Source organism: Acinetobacter sp. CIP 64.7 (assembly GCF_000369745.1).
GTDB lineage: Bacteria > Pseudomonadota > Gammaproteobacteria > Pseudomonadales > Moraxellaceae > Acinetobacter > Acinetobacter fasciculus.
Genome location: NZ_KB850179.1, coordinates 754291 through 772906 on the forward strand (window position 1 = coordinate 754291; position 18616 = coordinate 772906).

At 40.6% G+C, this 18616-nt stretch carries 19 protein-coding genes, 3 tRNA genes and 1 pseudogene; 10 read left to right on the forward strand and 13 right to left on the reverse strand.

The window, feature by feature from the left end:
• The first annotated feature begins 94 nt into the window (after positions 1–94).
• From F890_RS10035 to F890_RS10045, 3 genes are all read left to right on the forward strand, one after another.
• On the forward strand, positions 95–682 hold the full coding sequence (locus tag F890_RS10035; RefSeq protein WP_004280018.1) for a flavin reductase family protein: 588 nt from the start codon (positions 95–97) through the stop codon (positions 680–682).
• A gap of 117 nt (positions 683–799) precedes the next feature.
• Complete coding sequence (gene gloB, locus F890_RS10040; protein ID WP_004280019.1) at positions 800–1534, forward strand: hydroxyacylglutathione hydrolase; 735 nt, start codon at positions 800–802, stop codon at positions 1532–1534.
• Positions 1535–2038: 504 nt separating this feature from the next.
• The gene (locus F890_RS10045) at positions 2039–2440 is read left to right on the forward strand and encodes a YkvA family protein (protein WP_004280020.1); all 402 of its coding nucleotides are present in this window, start codon (positions 2039–2041) and stop codon (positions 2438–2440) included.
• Between the two features lie 240 nt (positions 2441–2680).
• Here F890_RS10045 and F890_RS10050 read toward each other — a convergent pair whose 3' ends face one another.
• The gene (locus F890_RS10050; RefSeq protein ID WP_004280021.1) at positions 2681–2905 is read right to left on the reverse strand and encodes a hypothetical protein; all 225 of its coding nucleotides are present in this window, start codon (positions 2903–2905) and stop codon (positions 2681–2683) included.
• Positions 2906–3386: 481 nt separating this feature from the next.
• Here F890_RS10050 and F890_RS10055 point away from each other — a divergent pair, with 481 nt between their 5' ends.
• Complete coding sequence (locus F890_RS10055) at positions 3387–3590, forward strand: hypothetical protein (protein ID WP_004280022.1); 204 nt, start codon at positions 3387–3389, stop codon at positions 3588–3590.
• A 152-nt stretch (positions 3591–3742) separates the two neighbouring features.
• On the opposite strand, the gene F890_RS10060 is transcribed toward F890_RS10055, so the two are convergent.
• Positions 3743–3827 (reverse strand) — tRNA-Leu (locus tag F890_RS10060).
• 277 nt (positions 3828–4104) lie between these two features.
• Here F890_RS10060 and F890_RS10065 point away from each other — a divergent pair.
• Positions 4105–5037: an IS5-like element IS17 family transposase gene (locus F890_RS10065; protein ID WP_000743272.1), complete on the forward strand. Its 933-nt coding sequence runs from the start codon at positions 4105–4107 to the stop codon at positions 5035–5037.
• A 209-nt stretch (positions 5038–5246) separates the two neighbouring features.
• Here the strand turns inward: F890_RS10065 and F890_RS10070 are convergent.
• The 4 genes from F890_RS10070 to F890_RS10085 all read right to left on the reverse strand — a co-directional run bounded on the left by F890_RS10070 (position 5247) and on the right by F890_RS10085 (position 8221).
• Positions 5247–5332, reverse strand: a tRNA-Leu gene (locus tag F890_RS10070).
• Between the two features lie 377 nt (positions 5333–5709).
• A tRNA-Leu gene (locus F890_RS10075) sits at positions 5710–5794 on the reverse strand.
• A 107-nt stretch (positions 5795–5901) separates the two neighbouring features.
• The gene (locus tag F890_RS10080) at positions 5902–6723 is read right to left on the reverse strand and encodes a protein kinase domain-containing protein (protein WP_005251457.1); all 822 of its coding nucleotides are present in this window, start codon (positions 6721–6723) and stop codon (positions 5902–5904) included.
• On the reverse strand, positions 6710–8221 hold the full coding sequence (locus F890_RS10085; RefSeq protein WP_005251456.1) for a DUF3336 domain-containing protein: 1512 nt from the start codon (positions 8219–8221) through the stop codon (positions 6710–6712). Before F890_RS10085 ends, F890_RS10080 begins: the two co-directional genes overlap by 14 nt.
• A gap of 188 nt (positions 8222–8409) precedes the next feature.
• Between F890_RS10085 and F890_RS10090 the strand changes: the two genes are divergently transcribed.
• The 3 genes from F890_RS10090 to F890_RS10100 all read left to right on the forward strand — a co-directional run bounded on the left by F890_RS10090 (position 8410) and on the right by F890_RS10100 (position 11145).
• Positions 8410–9282, forward strand: a complete 873-nt coding sequence (locus F890_RS10090) for an ATP-binding protein (protein ID WP_004280026.1) — start codon at positions 8410–8412, stop codon at positions 9280–9282.
• Positions 9272–9685 (forward strand): DUF6176 family protein, encoded by a 414-nt coding sequence (locus F890_RS10095; protein WP_005251455.1) that lies wholly within the window; start codon positions 9272–9274, stop codon positions 9683–9685. The genes F890_RS10090 and F890_RS10095 overlap by 11 nt, the downstream gene beginning before the upstream one ends.
• Before the next feature lie 155 nt (positions 9686–9840).
• The gene (locus F890_RS10100; RefSeq protein ID WP_005104965.1) at positions 9841–11145 is read left to right on the forward strand and encodes an IS4 family transposase; all 1305 of its coding nucleotides are present in this window, start codon (positions 9841–9843) and stop codon (positions 11143–11145) included.
• A gap of 45 nt (positions 11146–11190) precedes the next feature.
• Here the strand turns inward: F890_RS10100 and F890_RS18570 are convergent, their stop codons facing one another.
• The 5 genes and pseudogenes from F890_RS18570 to tsaD form a co-directional block, all read right to left on the reverse strand.
• Positions 11191–11331 carry a hypothetical protein gene (locus F890_RS18570; protein ID WP_155756780.1) on the reverse strand — a complete coding sequence of 47 codons (141 nt, stop codon included), beginning with the start codon at positions 11329–11331 and terminating at the stop codon, positions 11191–11193.
• A gap of 57 nt (positions 11332–11388) precedes the next feature.
• Positions 11389–12090, reverse strand: a complete 702-nt coding sequence (locus F890_RS10105; RefSeq protein ID WP_004282341.1) for an IS1 family transposase — start codon at positions 12088–12090, stop codon at positions 11389–11391.
• Positions 12091–12151: 61 nt separating this feature from the next.
• A pseudogene (locus tag F890_RS10110) lies at positions 12152–13033 on the reverse strand (hypothetical protein); the annotation flags it as partial.
• A gap of 489 nt (positions 13034–13522) precedes the next feature.
• On the reverse strand, positions 13523–14482 hold the full coding sequence (locus F890_RS10115) for a sensor domain-containing diguanylate cyclase (protein ID WP_004280029.1): 960 nt from the start codon (positions 14480–14482) through the stop codon (positions 13523–13525).
• A gap of 204 nt (positions 14483–14686) precedes the next feature.
• Positions 14687–15703, reverse strand: coding sequence for a tRNA (adenosine(37)-N6)-threonylcarbamoyltransferase complex transferase subunit TsaD (gene tsaD, locus F890_RS10120; protein ID WP_004280030.1), 1017 nt, complete (start codon positions 15701–15703; stop codon positions 14687–14689).
• Positions 15704–15850: 147 nt separating this feature from the next.
• Here tsaD and rpsU point away from each other — a divergent pair, with 147 nt between their 5' ends.
• Both rpsU and F890_RS10130 read left to right on the forward strand, forming a co-directional pair.
• Entirely contained in the window at positions 15851–16066 is a 216-nt protein-coding gene (rpsU, locus tag F890_RS10125; protein ID WP_001136722.1) for a 30S ribosomal protein S21, read from the forward strand.
• Positions 16067–16099: 33 nt separating this feature from the next.
• On the forward strand, positions 16100–16546 hold the full coding sequence (locus tag F890_RS10130; protein ID WP_004280076.1) for a GatB/YqeY domain-containing protein: 447 nt from the start codon (positions 16100–16102) through the stop codon (positions 16544–16546).
• A gap of 69 nt (positions 16547–16615) precedes the next feature.
• On the opposite strand, the gene F890_RS10135 is transcribed toward F890_RS10130, so the two are convergent.
• Together F890_RS10135 and F890_RS10140 are read right to left on the reverse strand one after the other, a co-directional pair.
• The gene (locus F890_RS10135; RefSeq protein ID WP_004280077.1) at positions 16616–16975 is read right to left on the reverse strand and encodes a hypothetical protein; all 360 of its coding nucleotides are present in this window, start codon (positions 16973–16975) and stop codon (positions 16616–16618) included.
• Positions 16976–17082: 107 nt separating this feature from the next.
• Positions 17083–18525, reverse strand: coding sequence for a M48 family metalloprotease (locus F890_RS10140; protein ID WP_004280078.1), 1443 nt, complete (start codon positions 18523–18525; stop codon positions 17083–17085).
• Between the last annotated feature and the right edge of the window lie 91 nt (positions 18526–18616).

The window sequence follows — 18616 nt, forward strand, 5'->3', positions numbered from 1 at the left end:
CTCCAGTTTAAAAGCTTTTTTGCAAGAAGGAACTTGAATATGTTAATGATCTCATTAATCTAGCCTATTAAATAAATAGAGCAAATGGTGCTGCATGACAAACTCCCATCTTCAAAGTGTTCCCTTAGAAAAAGCTTATCGTCTGATTACCCATGGACCTACTGTGCTGGTATCTGCTCAAGACCAGCAGGATACAGATGTCATGGCAGCGGCCTGGGCATGCGCACTGGAATTCAGTCCTGCCAAAGTGACCGTGGTTCTGGACAAAAGTACCAAAACCCGAAATATTATTGAAAAATCAGGTTATTTCGCGCTGCAAATTCCAACATTGAAACAACTGAATATGGTCTATCGTCTGGGTACGCAGAGCCTGCATGATGTGCCTGACAAACTGGCACAATCCGGAGTAGAACTATTTCATTTTCCTGATGCTGATATTCCTGTAGTACAAGGCTGTGCGGCCTGGATACTCTGCGAGATGATTCCTGAGCCGCATAACCAGCAAATGCATGACCTGTTTATAGGCAAGGTGATTGCAGCCTATGCCGATGATCGGGTCTTCCGCGACGGCCACTGGCATTATCATGAAGTGGATGAAGAGTGGAAAAGTATTCATCATGTAGCCGGCGGGCATTTTTACACCATCGGCAATGCGGTGAGCATTGATGATCCGGAATTATAAATTTTTCAAATTTGGAATAAATGAAAGTAATCGCGGATGATCAGACGATATCAACCAGCACCAGAGTATCCGAAATTATGCTACTTTATCTATAATCTTCATTTGATGTGATGTGCTATGACACCCTTTAAAATTCACTGTATTGATGTCCAGAATTCACTGCAAAATTATATCTGGTTGCTTGAACATACCGCGTCGCATCAGGTGGCTGTGATTGATCCAACCGAAGCAGAATTGGTACAAGACTATTGTGCCGAACACGGTTTAACTGTAAGTCAAATCTGGCTGACTCACTGGCATAAAGATCATATTGGCGGTGTGCCGGAACTGATCCAAGGACAAAATCTGCCTGTGTATGGCCCACGGGCAGAACTAAGCAAAATTCCGTTTATCACCCATCCTCTTGAGCATGAAGAACAGTTTAATTTTCATGGAATAGATATCCAGGTGATTGCTGTACCCGGGCATACACTCGGCCATATTGTTTATTTTATTGATGCGATTGATGTGCTGTTCTGCGGCGATACCTTATTTGCCATGGGTTGTGGCCGGGTTTTTGAAGGCACCTATTCACAGATGTATCATTCACTGTCCCGTCTGGCTGCCTTGCCACCGCGCACCCAAGTCTATTGCACCCATGAATACACATTATCGAATGCACAGTTTGCCAAACACGTTGAACCGGACAATTCGGCAATTCTGGAACGCTTCGAACATATTGAGCGTTTGCGTATACTAGGCCAGTGCACGCTGCCAAGTAGTATTGAAGATGAATTGCAAACCAATCCTTTTCTGCGCGCAGAAAGCGTGGAAGAATTCCAGCGTTTAAGAACCCTGAAAGATCAGTTTTAAACCGGATTCAAAGCTGAAGATCAATGCTTCAGCCGACTTACTTATTTGTCATTTGCGATGCATAGAATGTTATTGAAAGGCACGTACAAATTTTGCACAAATTGGAATAAGTTGAATCTCCATCTAAAAAATGTCTTTCTGTGCCATTTTTTGCTTTCTTATAATTAATCAAGTCCTCTATTTTTTTAGAAACCAATTTCAGTTCCAACACATGAAATAATGACTTATAAATAACAGGATGATATTGATTTAAATTAGAGAAATTCGTGGAACATTGCTTAAATAATCAGCATGGAACCTAACAAGTGAATAAAAAAGCCCAATTTACTTGAATTGGGCTTTCACTTATACGCTAAACATATAATTTGTATAAAATAAAAAATAGCATTTCGTATAACGCGTATTATGTTAATTTTAGAAAATCGTAATAGGATAATAAAAATCTATATTGTTTTAAGAGAACTCTCTTATGATTAAATCTCTATAGTTCTTTTAATATTTGCTATGTATCAAAGAATCAAGCAATGGGCTAAATCAATTAAAAAAGACATCTTGGTTGTTTGGCTTATTGCAAAAGACAAGCGAACGCCCAATTCTGTAAAGTTTTTAGCTTTAATTATTGCTGCTTATGCCTTCTCACCAATTGATTTAATTCCAGATTTTATTCCCGTACTTGGGTATTTAGACGATATTATTATTGTACCTTTAGGTATTTTATTAGTTATCAAGCTTACCCCACAAAACATTGTAGATGATTGTAGAATTCTTGGAGAAACCTTAGTTGAAAGGCCTATAAACCGTTGGGCAGCAGGAATTATTATCCTGATATGGCTTGTAATATTGGGATATTTAACCATGTACTTCATGAACGATTCACTGTCTATACTGTCTATTTTTAACAAGTGAGATTTAGATACCCTCTCTCATTTGCACCCATTTAATATAATGGGCATTATTCAAAATTAAACTGTAAACCAAAATAGAAATAAAATGTCTGCTTTCAGAGCATGACATTAGTTCTGTCGTTCAACTTTAAAAGTGACATTGGCCATGTCGATCCCGAATGATGATATGTAGGATAGCAGTAACTAGTTTCTTGGATTCTATTCACTAAAACTGACAACGTATGTATCGCATGAAGCAATGTTAAAGAATCTGGTTACTTTGTGCATAAGTATCCAGTTCACCTTGAGTCACGACACGCACCGCCTGCATTTCATCAATACGTACCAGTAGCAAGCCACCTAAAGCAGGCTGATAACGACGGGCACTGCCGAAAGGCGTATAGGCCACTTTCGACTGAATACTAAAGCTCAACCAGTCTTCATGTCCCAACATCACAGCAACCGGATCAAGTCCCTGCTGCTGCATTAATTCAATTTGCTAATTCACATAGTCTTCAATGGTTAATTCAGTCATGGTGCGGGTATTCAGTTTGAGAATTACATTTCAGACAGTATAAAGCATGCAAATCGAGCTGAAGATCAGAAAACCAGCAGCCGGTATTCTTTTAATAAATAAGTCGATTGGATTTTAATTTCCTCATTCTAGATCTGAAATTTTCTATTTCATACGATTGATAAAATTAGGAAATAACCTGTTTCACTAATAAGCTATTGAATTAGAAAATTAATTATCCAAATTTATAGCTTATAAAAGCTTAATATTTAGTTACAACCTATTCAATATGATAAAAATCATTTACTTAACGTTTAAATTGATTTTTTCTTAATCAACCGATGTTCACTATATACACAAATTCATTTAAATTAATTTAAATAAAGGCATTTGCCCTTTAAAAGATAATTTTTCACCCTTATTTAAGATTTAACAATGATGAAGGAGTGATCTCGTGAAAAAAGTGGTTAAAGCGAAAAATTTGATTGCATTTCGACTATGGTTAGAAAAATTAGGATATTCGGTACGCACCCTGGCGGATGATCGTGGTTTCAGTTTCAGCTTCAAGAAAGAATATGGCCTGGTGACCTGTGATCTGGCAGGTAATGCTCTGGCACTACAGTTAGGCGAGGAATTTGAAGATCATTTAAAAGCCTGATTGCTTCTATTTAAGAGAAGAAAAATAAATTAATCTTTCCACTGATTCAACAGCGCTATTCTCCAGTTATTCAGCCCATTTCGATGGGCTTTTCTTTGTTTAGTAAATTTGAGGCAATAAAAAAGCAAGGCATTTGCCTTGCTTTAATATGATGGTGGGGACGGAGAGACTCGAACTCTCACACCTCGCGGCGCTGGAACCTAAATCCAGTGCGTCTACCAATTTCGCCACGTCCCCAATGGCTGTGTATATTATAGAGATAGACCGGCATTGACAAGCGATTTTACAAGCAATCACAATCTATTCCGCTATAAAATAAACAGTTAGTTTAATTTTTTATAAAATTTATGTCGAAAATTTGATTGATTTGAAGATATGACTGCCCATTCGTTATTTTTAATCATTTCGATTCAATTCCAACATTTCAAATTAAAACTCAAATAAATTTCTAATCTTGATCGGCTTTGTTGCACAAACCTATCTGTAAAGGCTTTTTCAGCGATATAATTTTCAAATGAAGAAGCCTACACACAAAATCTACCGCACAACCAATTGGCCCGCATATAACCGAGCACTCATGAGTCGCGGAAATATTGCCATTTGGTTTGATCCTGCTACGCAATGGTATGCTCCATCAAAAGGCAAACAAGGGCGAAATCAAACCTACTCCGACGCAGCTATCCAATGCTGCTTAATGATTAAATCCTTATTCCGTCTATCTTTACGTATGGTCACTGGCTTTGTGCAAAGTCTGATTAAACTTTGCGGATTAAATTGGACCGCACCAGATTACAGTACGCTTTGTAGAAGACAAAAGCATATTGATATTGCAATCAGCTACCAAAAAAGTAGCGATGGGCTGCATCTACTCGTAGACTCTACAGGCATGAAGTTTCTAGGTGAGGGCGAATGGAAACGCAAGAAACATGGAGCTGAATATCGTCGCCAATGGCGTAAACTACATATTGGTATAGATGCCAAAACCCTACAAATACGCGCTATTCAGCTCACAACCAATAATGTCAGTGATTCACAGGTGCTTGGTGATTTACTTAATCAGATTCCACAAGATGAGCAGATTGACTCTGTTTATACCGATGGAGCTTATGACACCAAGCAATGCCGTCAGGTCATTGCAGATCGGCAAGCACATGCGGTGATTCCACCTAGAAAAAATGCGAAACCATGGAAAGATACAAAGAGTAGCTCGCTAGAGCGAAATGAATTACTTCGAACAGTTAAACGTTTAGGCAGGACATTATGGAAAAAATGGTCAGGCTATCATCGCCGCAGTTTGGTGGAAACCAAGATGCATTGCATCAAATTATTAGGCGATAAATTAATGGCAAGAAGCTTTCCTAGTCAGGTGAATGAAATTCATGCACGTGTAGCAGTCCTCAACAGATTTACGGAATTAGGTCGACCACTTACCCAAGTTACGCCTTAAATTTGGCTCAATTAGGGGCGCTTTGCATTTCAAATCTTTGTGCAACAAAGCCATCTTGATCAACATGAGCATTCAAAATACTGAAACTATTATTCATAAATTATTTTTGAAGCAGTGCATGGAATCAGAATACAACACAGCATAAATACAACGGCTTTGCCAAATTTCAGGCAATAAAAAAGCAAGGCACTCGCCTTGCTTTAATATGATGGTGGGGATAGAGAGACTCGAACTCTCACGCCCAGAAGGCGCTGCGACCTGAACACAGTGCGTCTACCAATTCCGCCATATCCCCATGGCTGTGTATATTATAGCGATCAGACCTGATTCACAAGTAGTTCTATAAAAAGCTAAATACTTTTATATCAAAAATTAATCAGTTAATTCCCTATTGAGCAAATACTGCTCTATTTAGACCAATATATAAAATTGTTAGACACCATGGGACTGATCCATATAACATTTAAATTATTGAATATACAGATCGCATGAATTATTGCAGCAATACAATGAAATTTACTAAAGCCCTGCCCTTGCAATCATTCGCTAGATAATTTAAGCCCAGAACGCATTGATGTTCATCAATCTTGACAGCAAAAATCTGGTACTAAAAAAACCGCCCTCAAATTTCAGGCAATAAAAAAGCAAGGCATTAGCCTTGCTTTAATATGATGGTGGGGACGGAGAGACTCGAACTCTCACACCTCGCGGCGCTGGAACCTAAATCCAGTGCGTCTACCAATTTCGCCACGTCCCCAATGGCTGTGTATATTATAGAGATCATTTCCAGCTGACAAGCCGTTTATCATAAAAAAACACTCGTTTGATTAAATAAGAAACAATCCGAGTTTTATTGTATTTTTCTCATTCAATTTCAGTCATTAAGTAGTCTTTAACCGCTTGAAAATCGGCCAATCTATGCTGCTTCTGCTTACTTAACATTTCTTCTAATAAGCCTTGAAAAGCCTGTAAGTGCTGCGGTAACTCAACTTTCAGACGCTGACAATGCAAAAAGGCCCAATCCAGATAATCTGTCGCCTGTAAACGCTGACCACTCAACCACTCATAAAAAATAACACCCAAAGCATAAACTTCACTTTGTAAGCTTTTAGCTTGGCCTTGAAACAGTTCAGGTGCCATATAACGCGGTGTCGCATTCAGTTCATGCAGGTCATTCTGATGGAGTATTTGGACATGCTCAAAATCAAGCAGGCAGACCCTGCCCTGATTATTTACAAAATGTTCTTGCTTTAAATCGGCATGCAAATAACCCAATTCTTGCAGGCAGATTAAAGGCTCCACAGCTTGCAGCAAATGTTGCCGAATTTGCGTGATGGATTGCTGATGCGGCATGATCTGAAAATGCGCCGGCGCATCGACCAGAATTAAGGCCTGCTCAAATTGTTCATGATTGATCTTGAAAGGCTGTTGAATAATTTGATGTGGAAGGAAAAAATTTAGATCACTTGAGCTGGCATGAGCCTGATAAAAATCCAGCTCATGTTGCCAGCCTAGTTCAGCATGTGGAGATGATATTAAACTATCAGATCTATGCGATATCTGGGTTTTTAGCCAGAGCGCATTTCCCTTGGCATAATAAAGACGCCGACCAAAACCCAGACTACGGGCTTTGGTTCGTAGTTCAAAATCAGAAATATCGAGATGATCTAAATTAAGTCGTGGCAATGTATTCAGGTATTGGATTAAGTGTATGCTGATAATTTAGCAGCTCCAGACAATGCTGAATAGTTTTCCCGACCCGTTCCTGAGTCTCAATGAGGGAAATTTTCGGCCATGTGGCACGCTCGCCTTCACGCTGTAAAATTTTAAACAGATACGGCCGTGGATTCTGCAACATATAGCTATAGTGGCGCAGGCTATATTTACCGACAATATTCACATCACCATAATAACGCTGGTCAACTACACCATAGCCATGATCCAGCAGACGGCGTACAGGAGGTAAGCTTCCGGCATGCTCTCTGGCAAAATCCATCATGCCTTTGGTAATCACCGCGCCCTGACGGCGAACAATCCGTTGCGGCCAGGTCAAGGTACCTTTACGGAAACGTGAAATATCATCCTGCATGAATGGCACGATATGCGGGTTGGTCTGACTGGCAATGGTATAATTAATATTATACAGGCGTGCCATTTTCTCCTGCGGAAAATCACTGCGCACGCTGCCATCCACCCAGCGGGTTGAACCCATATAAGGCGTATATTGACCATCATAGCGCTTACTGGTCAAACGAACCGGTGGAAACATAACCGGCACCGCACAAGACGCCAGTACCGCACTCCAGACCAGCAAATCCGGAGAAGTATAGGCATTTAAAATGCGTGCATCCTGTCCAGCATCATAAGGTGCAACCGCAATATTGATATGCAGACCTGAGGTTTTGAGTGCTTCTTCGAAGGTCAGATCACCCAGATTTTCGACCAGAAATTTTTTTAGATATTTTACATCCGCCAGACCACCATTACCTTTCATCAATTCACTCATGGTGCGGAAATGAAAAGCCTCATGAAAGAAATTATGGCCTTTCAAAATATCAATATATTGCGAAGGTTTGGATACACCTAACATGGCGGTCATGATGGCACCCGCACTTGAACCGGACATTACCTTCGGCAACAAGTCCTGCTCCATTAAGGCTTTGCATACACCAGTATGAAACAGACCCAGCGTCGAACCACCGGAAAACATCAGGGCTGGCTGGCCATAGGCGCGCTGACAATGCTGAAAATATTCGATTTTTTCTTCCATACTGAGACAGGTACAGTCTATTGAAGCAATATAGGCTAAGCCTTGGCTGACTTCTTCGACATAATCTTCAATAATTCTTTTAGTGCCCACATAGGCTTCGGTAAACAGTAGAGGATGGGCAATGTTGGCAATATCGTAGCTCAGGCCTTCGCGCAAAATATACATCAGGTCACGGGTGCGCTTTTGTTGTCGATAGCGTCGTAATTTACCCAGACGATGTGCGATCACTTCTGCATCAAAGTAGGGTGAACTGTTATCAAATTTCCATTCCTGTGCACCTGATTCTTCATCTATTTTCAGGGCAATATATTTCCATTCCTCATAGGACTCAGCCTGTTGCAGCTGCTGCTTGAGCTTTTTAATACGATAGGCCTGATGTGGATTAATATCCTGAGTAAAATCTTTAAACAGCATCTGCCTTTTCCCTATATTTATTCTTGATACAGCTCGTACCCAGAGCCAGAAAATGTGTACAAATTTTCTATCCTCTACAATAACGAAAATTCTCTACTTTAAGCAAATTATCATACTTTTCTGGCTTTGACTGTGAATTTTGCAATGGTACTATCTTAGCCATAATTTTAAATCTGTAATGTTAAATCATGGCGAAAATTGAGTTACCTGACCATATTTTAAATGCCCTTTCGACTGTTCTGCAGCAACTTCAGCAAAGTCTGCCCGAACTAAAACAAATTCCTGATTTTTCTGCTCATGCCTATAAATGGCAACATGGTGAACTCAAACCTATTCATCAGCTTAGACAGATGGAACTGGCCGATTTAAAAGGGATTGAGCGACAAAAAGAAAAAGTCATCCAGAACACGTTGCAGTTTTTAAACGGCTTACCTGCCAATGATGTCTTACTGACCGGTTCACGCGGTACGGGTAAATCCTCCATTGTTCGTGCCCTACTCACCGAGTATGCAGATCAAGGGTTACGATTAATTGAAATCGAACGGGATGATTTATCCGATCTGCCTCAAATTCAGCAACTCATTGCAGAGCGTCCAGAGAAGTTTATTGTCTACTGTGATGATCTGGCCTTTAATGCCGAAGATGAAAATTATCGCAGTTTAAAGAGTGTTCTGGATGGTTCTTTACAGTCCGGTTCCAGCAATTTTGTGATTTATGCGACCAGTAACCGTCGTCATTTATTACCCGAATTCATGCATGAAAATACGCCCGTTACCCGAGTTGATGTGCCGCAATATACTGAATTACATCCTCAGGAAGCGATTGAAGAAAAAATTTCACTGTCTGACCGCTTTGGTTTATGGCTGTCTTTCTATCCAATGGATCAGAACCTGTATTTGGAAATTGTCGAACATTACCTCAAAAAGGCAGGCATGGAACTCACGCCAGAAACCCGTGCTGAAGCCCTACGCTGGTGTCAGGCACGCGGTCAACGTTCAGGACGTGCTGCCTATCAGTTTTCCAAACACTGGATTGGTTCAACCCAACTAAATGCCTCTTAACAACTTAAAAGCGACCGGTTCAGGTCGCTTTTTTCATATAAATCATTTATATAATGATGATATTCAAAAGAAAATTAAAATTATGGATGTCGGCGCAGTTCTCATTCAACTTAAGCCCTTACACATGCAGCAAGTTCATGACTGGCAGCGTACTTTGAAAGCACGTCAAGACGAAGTAATTGAAACGCTTAAGGCTGAACAGGTTCATGTCGAGTCCTGGTTTTATCTGCAACTTCATGGTCAGGACTATTTGATTGCATATATGCGCGCCGACAATATTCAAAAAGCGCAAAATATTGCAAAACTCAGTACTTTCCCAATTGACCAAGTGCATAAACAGTTTAAAACTTCATGGCAAGCGGTTTATCCCGCCGAATTGTTATTGGATGCTACAGTTACCTGATTTATTAGCACGGCTATTCAAAATAGTTTTGTAATAAAGACTTCTCCCCAATCAATAACAAAAAAAGCCCTGGAAATACAGTAATGCCAGTCAGTTAAGCAGACATTAGAAAAATGTAGTAAAAATGAGTGTATGCCAATACGCTCATTTTTTTTATGACTTTATCTGAAAATTTAGATTGCACCCTTCAACATTCTTTGCCTTCACTCAGCCATTTCAGTGAACTCATTGATTTAAACTGGATTAAAGAAAGCCTACATCAAACAGGTAAGGCTTCTATCAGGAGAAGAAAATTACCTGCCGAACATGTGGTATGGCTGGTAATTGGGCTTGCCCTATTTCGAGATCAACCGATCGGGTATGTCGTAGAGCAACTAAAACTTGTGTTTGGTACAACAGAATATTGTGTCCCCAGTGCAGCAGTGCAAGCACGACAACGTTTAGGACGAGAGCCCTTGAATACCTTGTTTTCTCTACTCAGCCAAGCCTGGTTTGAAGAATCCCAACAGCAATACTCAAACTTTCATGGCCTTAGTGTATGTGCTGTTGACGGGGTGGTTTGGTCTATGCCTTATACAGACGAGAATTTTGAACACTTTGGCTCATCTAAGGGTAAAACCGCTGCAGCCCCTTATCCACAAGTGAGAGCAACCTGCCTGGTAAATACCAGCACCCATGAAATCATTGATGCCCAAATAGGTAGCATGGATCAGGGTGAACTTACACTGGCAAATCGATTATGTCCTCCATCGCATAGTATTACCTTGTTTGATCGAGCCTATTTCTCTGCTGATTTCTTGATTGACTGGCAAACACGAGTAGAAGCCAGTCATTGGTTAATGAGAGCAAAAGATAATTTACGCTATGAGATCATTAAACGTAATTCCCCGCATGACTTTCAAATCAAAATGCCTCTTTCAGCTAGAGCCAGGAAGCTAAATCCATCATTAGGAGAATATTGGGAAGCGCGTTTGATTGAAGTTGAGCAGGCAGGGAAAATTAGACGTTATATCACTTCATTAATGGATTCAAAGGCATATCCACTGATAGGCTTGGCGAAGCTTTATGCCCAGCGCTGGGAAATAGAAATGTGTTACCGAGAAATCAAAAGTGATTTACAGGAAGGTAAGCATTTGAGGAGCAAGCAACCTGATTTAATTTATCAAGAATTATGGGGGGTCTTCATTGCCTATAATATTCTAAGAAGACAAATGAAACATATGGCTCAACGTGCAAAAGTCAGTCCTTTGAGAATCAGCTTTCATATTGCCTCTATCAGCATCCTGAATATATTAAGATTTGATTCTTTAGACTCCGCAGGGAATTTACCTAAACATCTAGAAAGTTTACTGGAGAAATCGAGGAGGTATGTTTTGCCTGAGAGAAGGGTTAGAAGTTGCCCACGAGTTGTGAAAGGAAAACCGCAGAAATACCCAAGAAAATGCCAGTCAATTTCTTAACTGACTGGCATTACTGGAAATACAGGGCTTTTTTGACATCTCGAATTATTGTTTATCACCGATAATGGTAGACCATAGCAGGTCATCAATTTCACTGCCATTGAAATAAACAGTAGCCTTCAATGATTCAGGCTGGTTCTGTTTGACTTCAATCACCTGATCATCGCTGTCCTTAATTCTAAGCACGCCCTCTTTTGGCAAATGCTTATAGTTATTGGTGGTGTTTCAAAAAGTATGCTGGCATTAAACGAATCCATTATTGATATAAAAGAACACTAAATCAAAGGCTTTGAAATGATTTTCAAGCTTTTTGGAGAAGTTGCAGCTTCTCCTAAAGCCTCGCCTGATTCGATGCCGTAATCGACAATTATTGCCTTCTATACCCACAGTGAAAAATTTACCAATCAACTGTTTGCATTCTTTAAAGGTCGTAACAAAGCTATCCCAATGGTCACTTGATATACATGTATAGCTTACACCTAACTGCTTCAATTTTAATTTAAGTCGTTTTGCAGTGGCTAAATCTCGGTTACCCCATACATAAGCAACAATTTCACCTGTTTCTCGATGATAGGCATAAATTAGCCATTGTTTATTTTGCTTATGACCAACAAAAGTCCAAAACTCATCTACTTCAAGGGTTTCATAATGACTTTGCTGTGCTCGAAGTTGATATTTTGATTGGCTAAGTGTCCGTAGAACTTTACCGATACTTACTCTTTCAATTTCTGCTATATCCCTGACACCACTGCCTCGCACCATGAGGTGTAATATTTTGGTTTTGATACCTGAGTGACAGCCTTGATAACTGAGAGCATGATCACCAATAAATTGACGTCTGCATATTTTACATTGGTAATTTTGCTTACCATCTACTTTTGTGCCATTTTTCTTTATACTGTCACTTAGGCAGGCTGGACACTTGATTTCTAGAGTTATTCGCATTTCTCTATTTTATCAAAATCCAACCTGCTTTTTTTCAGCATACTTTTTGAAACACCACCTAGTTATTTAATACGGTTTCATCCATTTTAAATGGTGTCGTGGTATTAAAATCAAAACTGTAACGATAATCTGCCAGATCAGGCTGACCGATAATCATACCACGACTGGTTAAGGTACGAATCCCATTACTGCCACTACCATAATCATCAACCAAGCTGTAATTATAATTACGCACCTGCAGATATTCTTTGCTCTTTGTATCAAATGCGATTCCAGAAGTACCTGCCTGACCGGTCTCGGCGATACGCTGGAATTCCAACTGATCGATTTGATAAGATTCGGATTGCCCCATGTTATTTTTGGTTTTACGATGCGCAATTGTGCCAGAAATCAGGTAGTCGTCCTTGAGATTAAAATCTACATTTGAACCATAACGGACATTGCTAAAGCTTAAAGTCGTCGTGTCACCATTCACCGTCTGAGTAATGTTTGAGCCTTTACGGTAAGTTTTATCCAGAATAATACAGTTATCTTTATCTGTTTTTAATTTCAGGGTTTTGACCGAACCAGTGGTATTGACTTCCGAACAGATCAGATTTGGATATTTAATACTATTGATGCCCAAATTATAAATTTTGATAATACGTGCAGTACGCCCATAAGGATAATCTGCGAATACTTCTCCAATCATGTGACCTAGAGCAACATTATAGTCGGTATCATTACTGGTATTTCCGGAAATTTTATCGCGAATTTTCTTTACAATATCCTGATCTTCAAACGGGACAAACTCCTCTGAAAGCTCAGGGGAAATACTTTCCGTAGGAACATTTGGAGGTGTAGTGACAGTAGGACTGTCTGAGCTACTTCCCCCACCACCGCCACAGGCACTCATTAAACCCGAAACAAGAGCAAGTCCAAAGATAGAAATCTGCTTTTTCATAAAATTTATTCCCTAAAATTTCTTTGCATTTTTATTTGGTGATCACTAAAGATTGGCCTTCTCGAAACTGAACAGCTCAAATGCTATTTCTGCCGGTGATATTTTTTCTTGGCAGCCAGCTTTATCCTTCGATATCGCTTTATCTTTAAACAAAGAAATTTTTGGTTCTGTAATTTTAATGTATATTTCAAACAACAATTATCATAAGAAATGAAGTGCTTATGTGAATCTTGTTCCTTACCAGTGTCACTTTTCAATACAATTAAAGCGCATTTAATTAAATCAATTTACTTTGCAACAAAGCTTATAAAATTTGTAATTGTTAAGTTAAAGATGGATTGAATTTTCTTTTTATGGAGAATCATGTTCAACTTTTCATTCATGATTATGAAAGAGAATATTGAAAGATAGGATGACTTTAGAGCATAGAAAATGATCATTTTTATGATATGAGATACTTAATCATTTACAGAAAATTTTAAGCAGAAATTATTTGAGATTGCTCACGGATTCACTGGATTTTTTCCGACGTTTATATTCAAACATGTTCTGATCCGCTTGTGCGAGCGCTGCAAATAAACCCTGACTCGGATGACGCATCGCCATACCAATCGCTGCGCCAATGTTTGCTGCTGCAAAGGCATTAATTAAACGATCCACTAAACTTTCAGTACCCGTTTCATCATTTTCTACGCTAAGAATCACAAACTCATCACCACCCAAACGGGCAACAATATCGTTGATCCGTACATTATCTCGTAATACTTGAGCCGCATTTTGAATCAGCCTGTCACCTTCATCATGACCCAAACTATCATTCACCTTTTTTAGGTCATTCAGGTCAATAAATAATACAGCGGCGGGATGACCATATTGCTTGCAACGCTCTTCTTCAGCTCGCAGCAGTTTTTCCCAGGCCCGGCGATTATAGAGCCCGGTCAATTCATCTTTACTGGCTTCTTCCTGCAATAATTCATGCTGTCTTATCTGCTCACTCTGACGTAATTCTGCCTGCAAGATCGAACTGAGCAATTGTCCCAACAACTCGACCAGTTGCATATCTTGCACAATAGCTTCCGATTTGGTTTCTGGATCAATCGCACAGAGTGTTCCAAACAAACTGCCATCTTCTTTAAGGAGTGGCTGACCAATATAAGATTTTATACAGACCTGCTGATTAATCGGCGCTGTGGCGTATAAAGGAATTTCTTCAGAGCGGGGGGCAATTCTCGGGGCCTTACCTGCGACCATATGAGAACAAAAAGAATCAGCCCACTGAAACACTTGACCGGGTCGTATATCATAACCATGATCTTCACTTTGCAGCACAATCCAGTCTTGGCCTTCTACCCGGGTGATCATCCATAAATTAAAGCCAAAATGCTGATGCAAAAACTTTAACACCGCCTCTCCAGCATCCTGAAAACTTTTGAAATTTATATTTTCCATTCGAGATTGCCTCTGCTGCAAACCTGTAAAAATATGCATGATATCAACTTAAGCTATTAAACTATTTTTCCAGTTTCAATAGAATATAAGAGTTCTAAATACAGCTATAAAACTATATATTTACAACATACCGTTGCTATAAGTTTTCATTTAAAAATTCACAATAAAAAAGAGGCCTAAGCCTCTTTTCTTCAAGCCTGAAATCTATGCCTCAGTCGGATTAGTCAGTTCCGTCATTGGCCAACGTGGAGTTGTCGTCACAGCCAAGCCATCATGCTGTCCTGCTTTGAGACGCTGATAGCCCGCAAAAGCAATCATGGCACCATTGTCTGTACAGAGTGCAGGTTCAGCATAATAAACAGATGCACGAATCTTGGCTAAATCTGCTTCTAAACGCTCACGTAAACGCTTGTTGGCACTAACACCGCCCGCAATCACCAGGCGTTTAAGCCCCGTTTGCTTCAGTGCTTTCACCGACTTTTTCACCAGAGTATCGACAATGGCTTCCTGAAAACTGGCAGCGATATCGGCATCGCGGTTTTCATCACCGAGTTTTTTCATTTGTACAGAAACTGCGGTTTTTAGACCACTGAATGAAAATTCTAAACCTTGATGCAGCATTGGTCGCGGGAATGCAAATGCATTTGGATCGCCCTGCTCTGCCAGTTTGGAAATATTCGGGCCACCCGGATACGGCAGACCCATCATCTTCGCGACTTTATCAAATGCTTCGCCTGCCGCATCATCAATGGATTCACCCAAGAGTTCATACTGGCCAATGCCATAAGCAGCCATGAGCTGAGAATGTCCACCCGATACCAACAATGCGACAAATGGAAACTCAGGCGGAGTTTCTGACAATAAAGGTGCCAGCATATGACCTTCCATATGATGCACACCAATTGCGGGTTTATTCAGCGCAAAGGCCAAAGTACGACCAAACAATGCACCGGTCATGAGTGCGCCCATCAGACCCGGGCCACGGGTATATGCGACTGCATCAATTTCTGATTTTTTCACGCCGCTCTGTTCAAGCAGCTCATTGATAAGTGGAATCAGTTTACGCACATGATCACGTGACGCCAGCTCTGGAACTACACCGCCATATTCTGCATGCAGTTTAATCTGGCTATAAAGCACCTGTCCGCGCAAACCCAACTCGCTGTCATACAGCGCAAGTCCTGTTTCATCACACGACGTTTCCAAGCCTAAAACGATCATTAAACTGCCTATAACCTGTATCAATTCTATTGCAGCAACTATTATAGACTTGTGGTATGAGATGTAAATGAGTAAAATGCTGACCTTCACTTGTGATTGAGGGCAATTCAGCCCGAGATCTTACCCTAACTGATATGAGGATTCTTCATGCCACAAGTTAAATTGAAAGAAGGCGAACCAGTAGACGTAGCTATCCGTCGTTTCAAACGTTCATGCGAAAAAGCGGGTGTTCTTGCTGACGTACGTAAGCGTGAATTCTACGAGAAACCAACTCAAGAACGTAAGCGCAAAAAAGCTGCTGCTGTTAAACGCTACCAAAAGAAATTGGCGCGTGAATCAGTACGTACAACTCGCCTTTACTAAGATTAATTTGTGATTGATTGCCTGGAATAAATAATGACGACTTTAAAAGACCAAATCACGGATGTTTTGAAAGCAACAATGCGTGCCAAAGAAATGTCCAAGCTGACGGTCATTCGTAGTCTACAGGCAGCAATTAAGCAAATCGAAGTCGATGAGCGCAAAGAACTTGACGACGCTCAGGTTCTTGCGGTCATTGAAAAACAAATTAAACAACGTAAAGAATCGGTTAAAGCCTTTGCAGGCGCTGGCCGAGATGATTTAGCTAGTAAGGAACAAGCCGAAATTGAGATTTTGTCTCAGTTTCTACCAGAAGCTATGACTGAGGAAGAACTTGATTCCATGATTGCGCAAGCTATTGCAGCGCAACAAGCTACTAGCATGAAAGATATGGGTAAGGTGATGAATTCTCTGCGTCCGCTCATAGCCGGGCGCGCCGATCCTGCACAAGTTTCCGCCAAAATCAAAGCGCAACTTGCTTAATCCATACTCTCTAGCATTTCCTCTTTAACGTTGAACTGCCTTTAATCAAAGACAGTTCCTGACGTATTCTCATTGCAAATTACAATCGACCTGATAACGCTTAAGTAATTGCATCTCTTTAGACGATTTCACTTCTACAATTACATCCTGTTTACTCATATTTTGAAACTGACGATCTAGATAAGCACGATTCTGGTCAGCGGCTTGATATAAACGATCAACATAGCGTCCTACAATTCCACAAAATTTTGCATTCTGCTCAGGACTAAATCCCTGTTGCTGCGGATTTAAACCACTTAAAAACTGACGCGATTCCTTTTTATAATCCGCATTAATTCGTTCTATCGTTTCCACATATTCAACTGCACTCGCAGCAAAAACCCCATAACTCCACCCCAGTAGACACACGCCCAATAGTATTTTTTTCATATTATGCTTCAATTTGATTCACGCTGATCTTTCAAAAATATTGTAGCCTGATTGAATATATTCTTGCTATATCATCCTGATACAAAAACTTAAAACCCAGTTCAGCTTTAAATCTTATATTGATGTGCCTGCTGCATCTGCTTCAGACGCTGGCGAATGGTGGACGATAAAGATTGATTATTCTTTACGCTACGCTGTGCATGTAATAATGATTTGATGGCAGTTTCTTCATATCCTGACCAGTATTCTACTTCTGCACGATAGCGCAGCACATTAGCAGCCTTAATCGGCGAATCTGGCTCTGCATTGGCAGCCAGTTGCATTAGTCGCCAGCCACTGACATCCCGTGAATTGGCATTTAGAAATCGCTGCACTAAAACTTTTGCTTTATCGGGTTGCTTGGCGCGAATCAGCACTTCTGCATATTTATAATTGAGCGCTCGATTTTCCGGCATGATCCGCGCTGCTGACGCTACACTTTCCAAAGCTGCATCAAGCTGGTTCTGAGCTAAATAAATATCAGTCTGGAATAAAACCTGTAAAGGATGCATCTGGTTATGCTTTTTTGCTCGATCTAAAGTGGCCTGCGCGGCCTGGAAATCACTTTGCTGTATTTGATAGGCAGTTAAGGCAAGCTGGCCTGCAAAATTATTTTGCCGGTCCATCAGGATAAGCTGCTCTGCATTGGTCTGACCAGACAATACCCTGCTATACCACTTGATAATTTCAAAGTCTTGATCATTGAGATTGCGTTTCACCGCAGGAAGCTGGTTGGCACGTAAACGCGCTTCACTCATACGCTCTGTGGTGAGTGGATGAGTGAACCAGAAATCTGGCAGAAAGCTCAATCGGCTGGTCGAGCGATGCATGACCTCAAAGAAGTCTGCCATGCTATGCGGGTTATAGCCAGAACGGTACATATACTGCATCCCGATCCGGTCTGCTTCGCGCTCCTGATTACGACTATAGGTGAGCTGTTTATCTAGAAGTACTGCCTGTGAACCCATCATGACCGCTGTGCCGACATCACCATCTGCCTGAGAAGCGACCAAAGCACCGACGAGAATTCCGGCTAGCGCCAGTAAACCTTGGCCTTTAAATGCATCCTGAGAACGACTGTAATGACGTTGTGTGACATGTGCAATTTCATGCGCCATCACTCCTGCCACTTCATCCATGTTTCGGGCTGAATTAATCAGACCAGCATTAAGTGCAAAGAGGCCACCCGGTACGGCGAAAGCATTAATTTGCGGATCATTAATCACCAGCAAACCGATCGGCTGTTGTAACTGAGTTTGACTCAGTATATGAGAAAATACCGAAAGCAGTTGATCTTCAAGCCATGGATTCTGCATGACTGGCATTTGTTTATGCACTTCACGATAGACTTTTTCACCGATCATTTTTTCTTTTTGTTGATCGAGTAAGCCGACGCCTGTACCAATATCAGGCACAGAAAATTGTACATTTACTTGATTAAAATCATGGTTAGAGCCGTGCCCTGCTACCATATACAGACTTAAGCCACACGCCAGCGCCAATCGTTTCAATGAAAAATCTCTAATCCTGCCGATCTAATTTATCTTGAATATAGCATTGAACAATGAGCAGAGACGCAAGAAAATGTTATTTTTTAATACC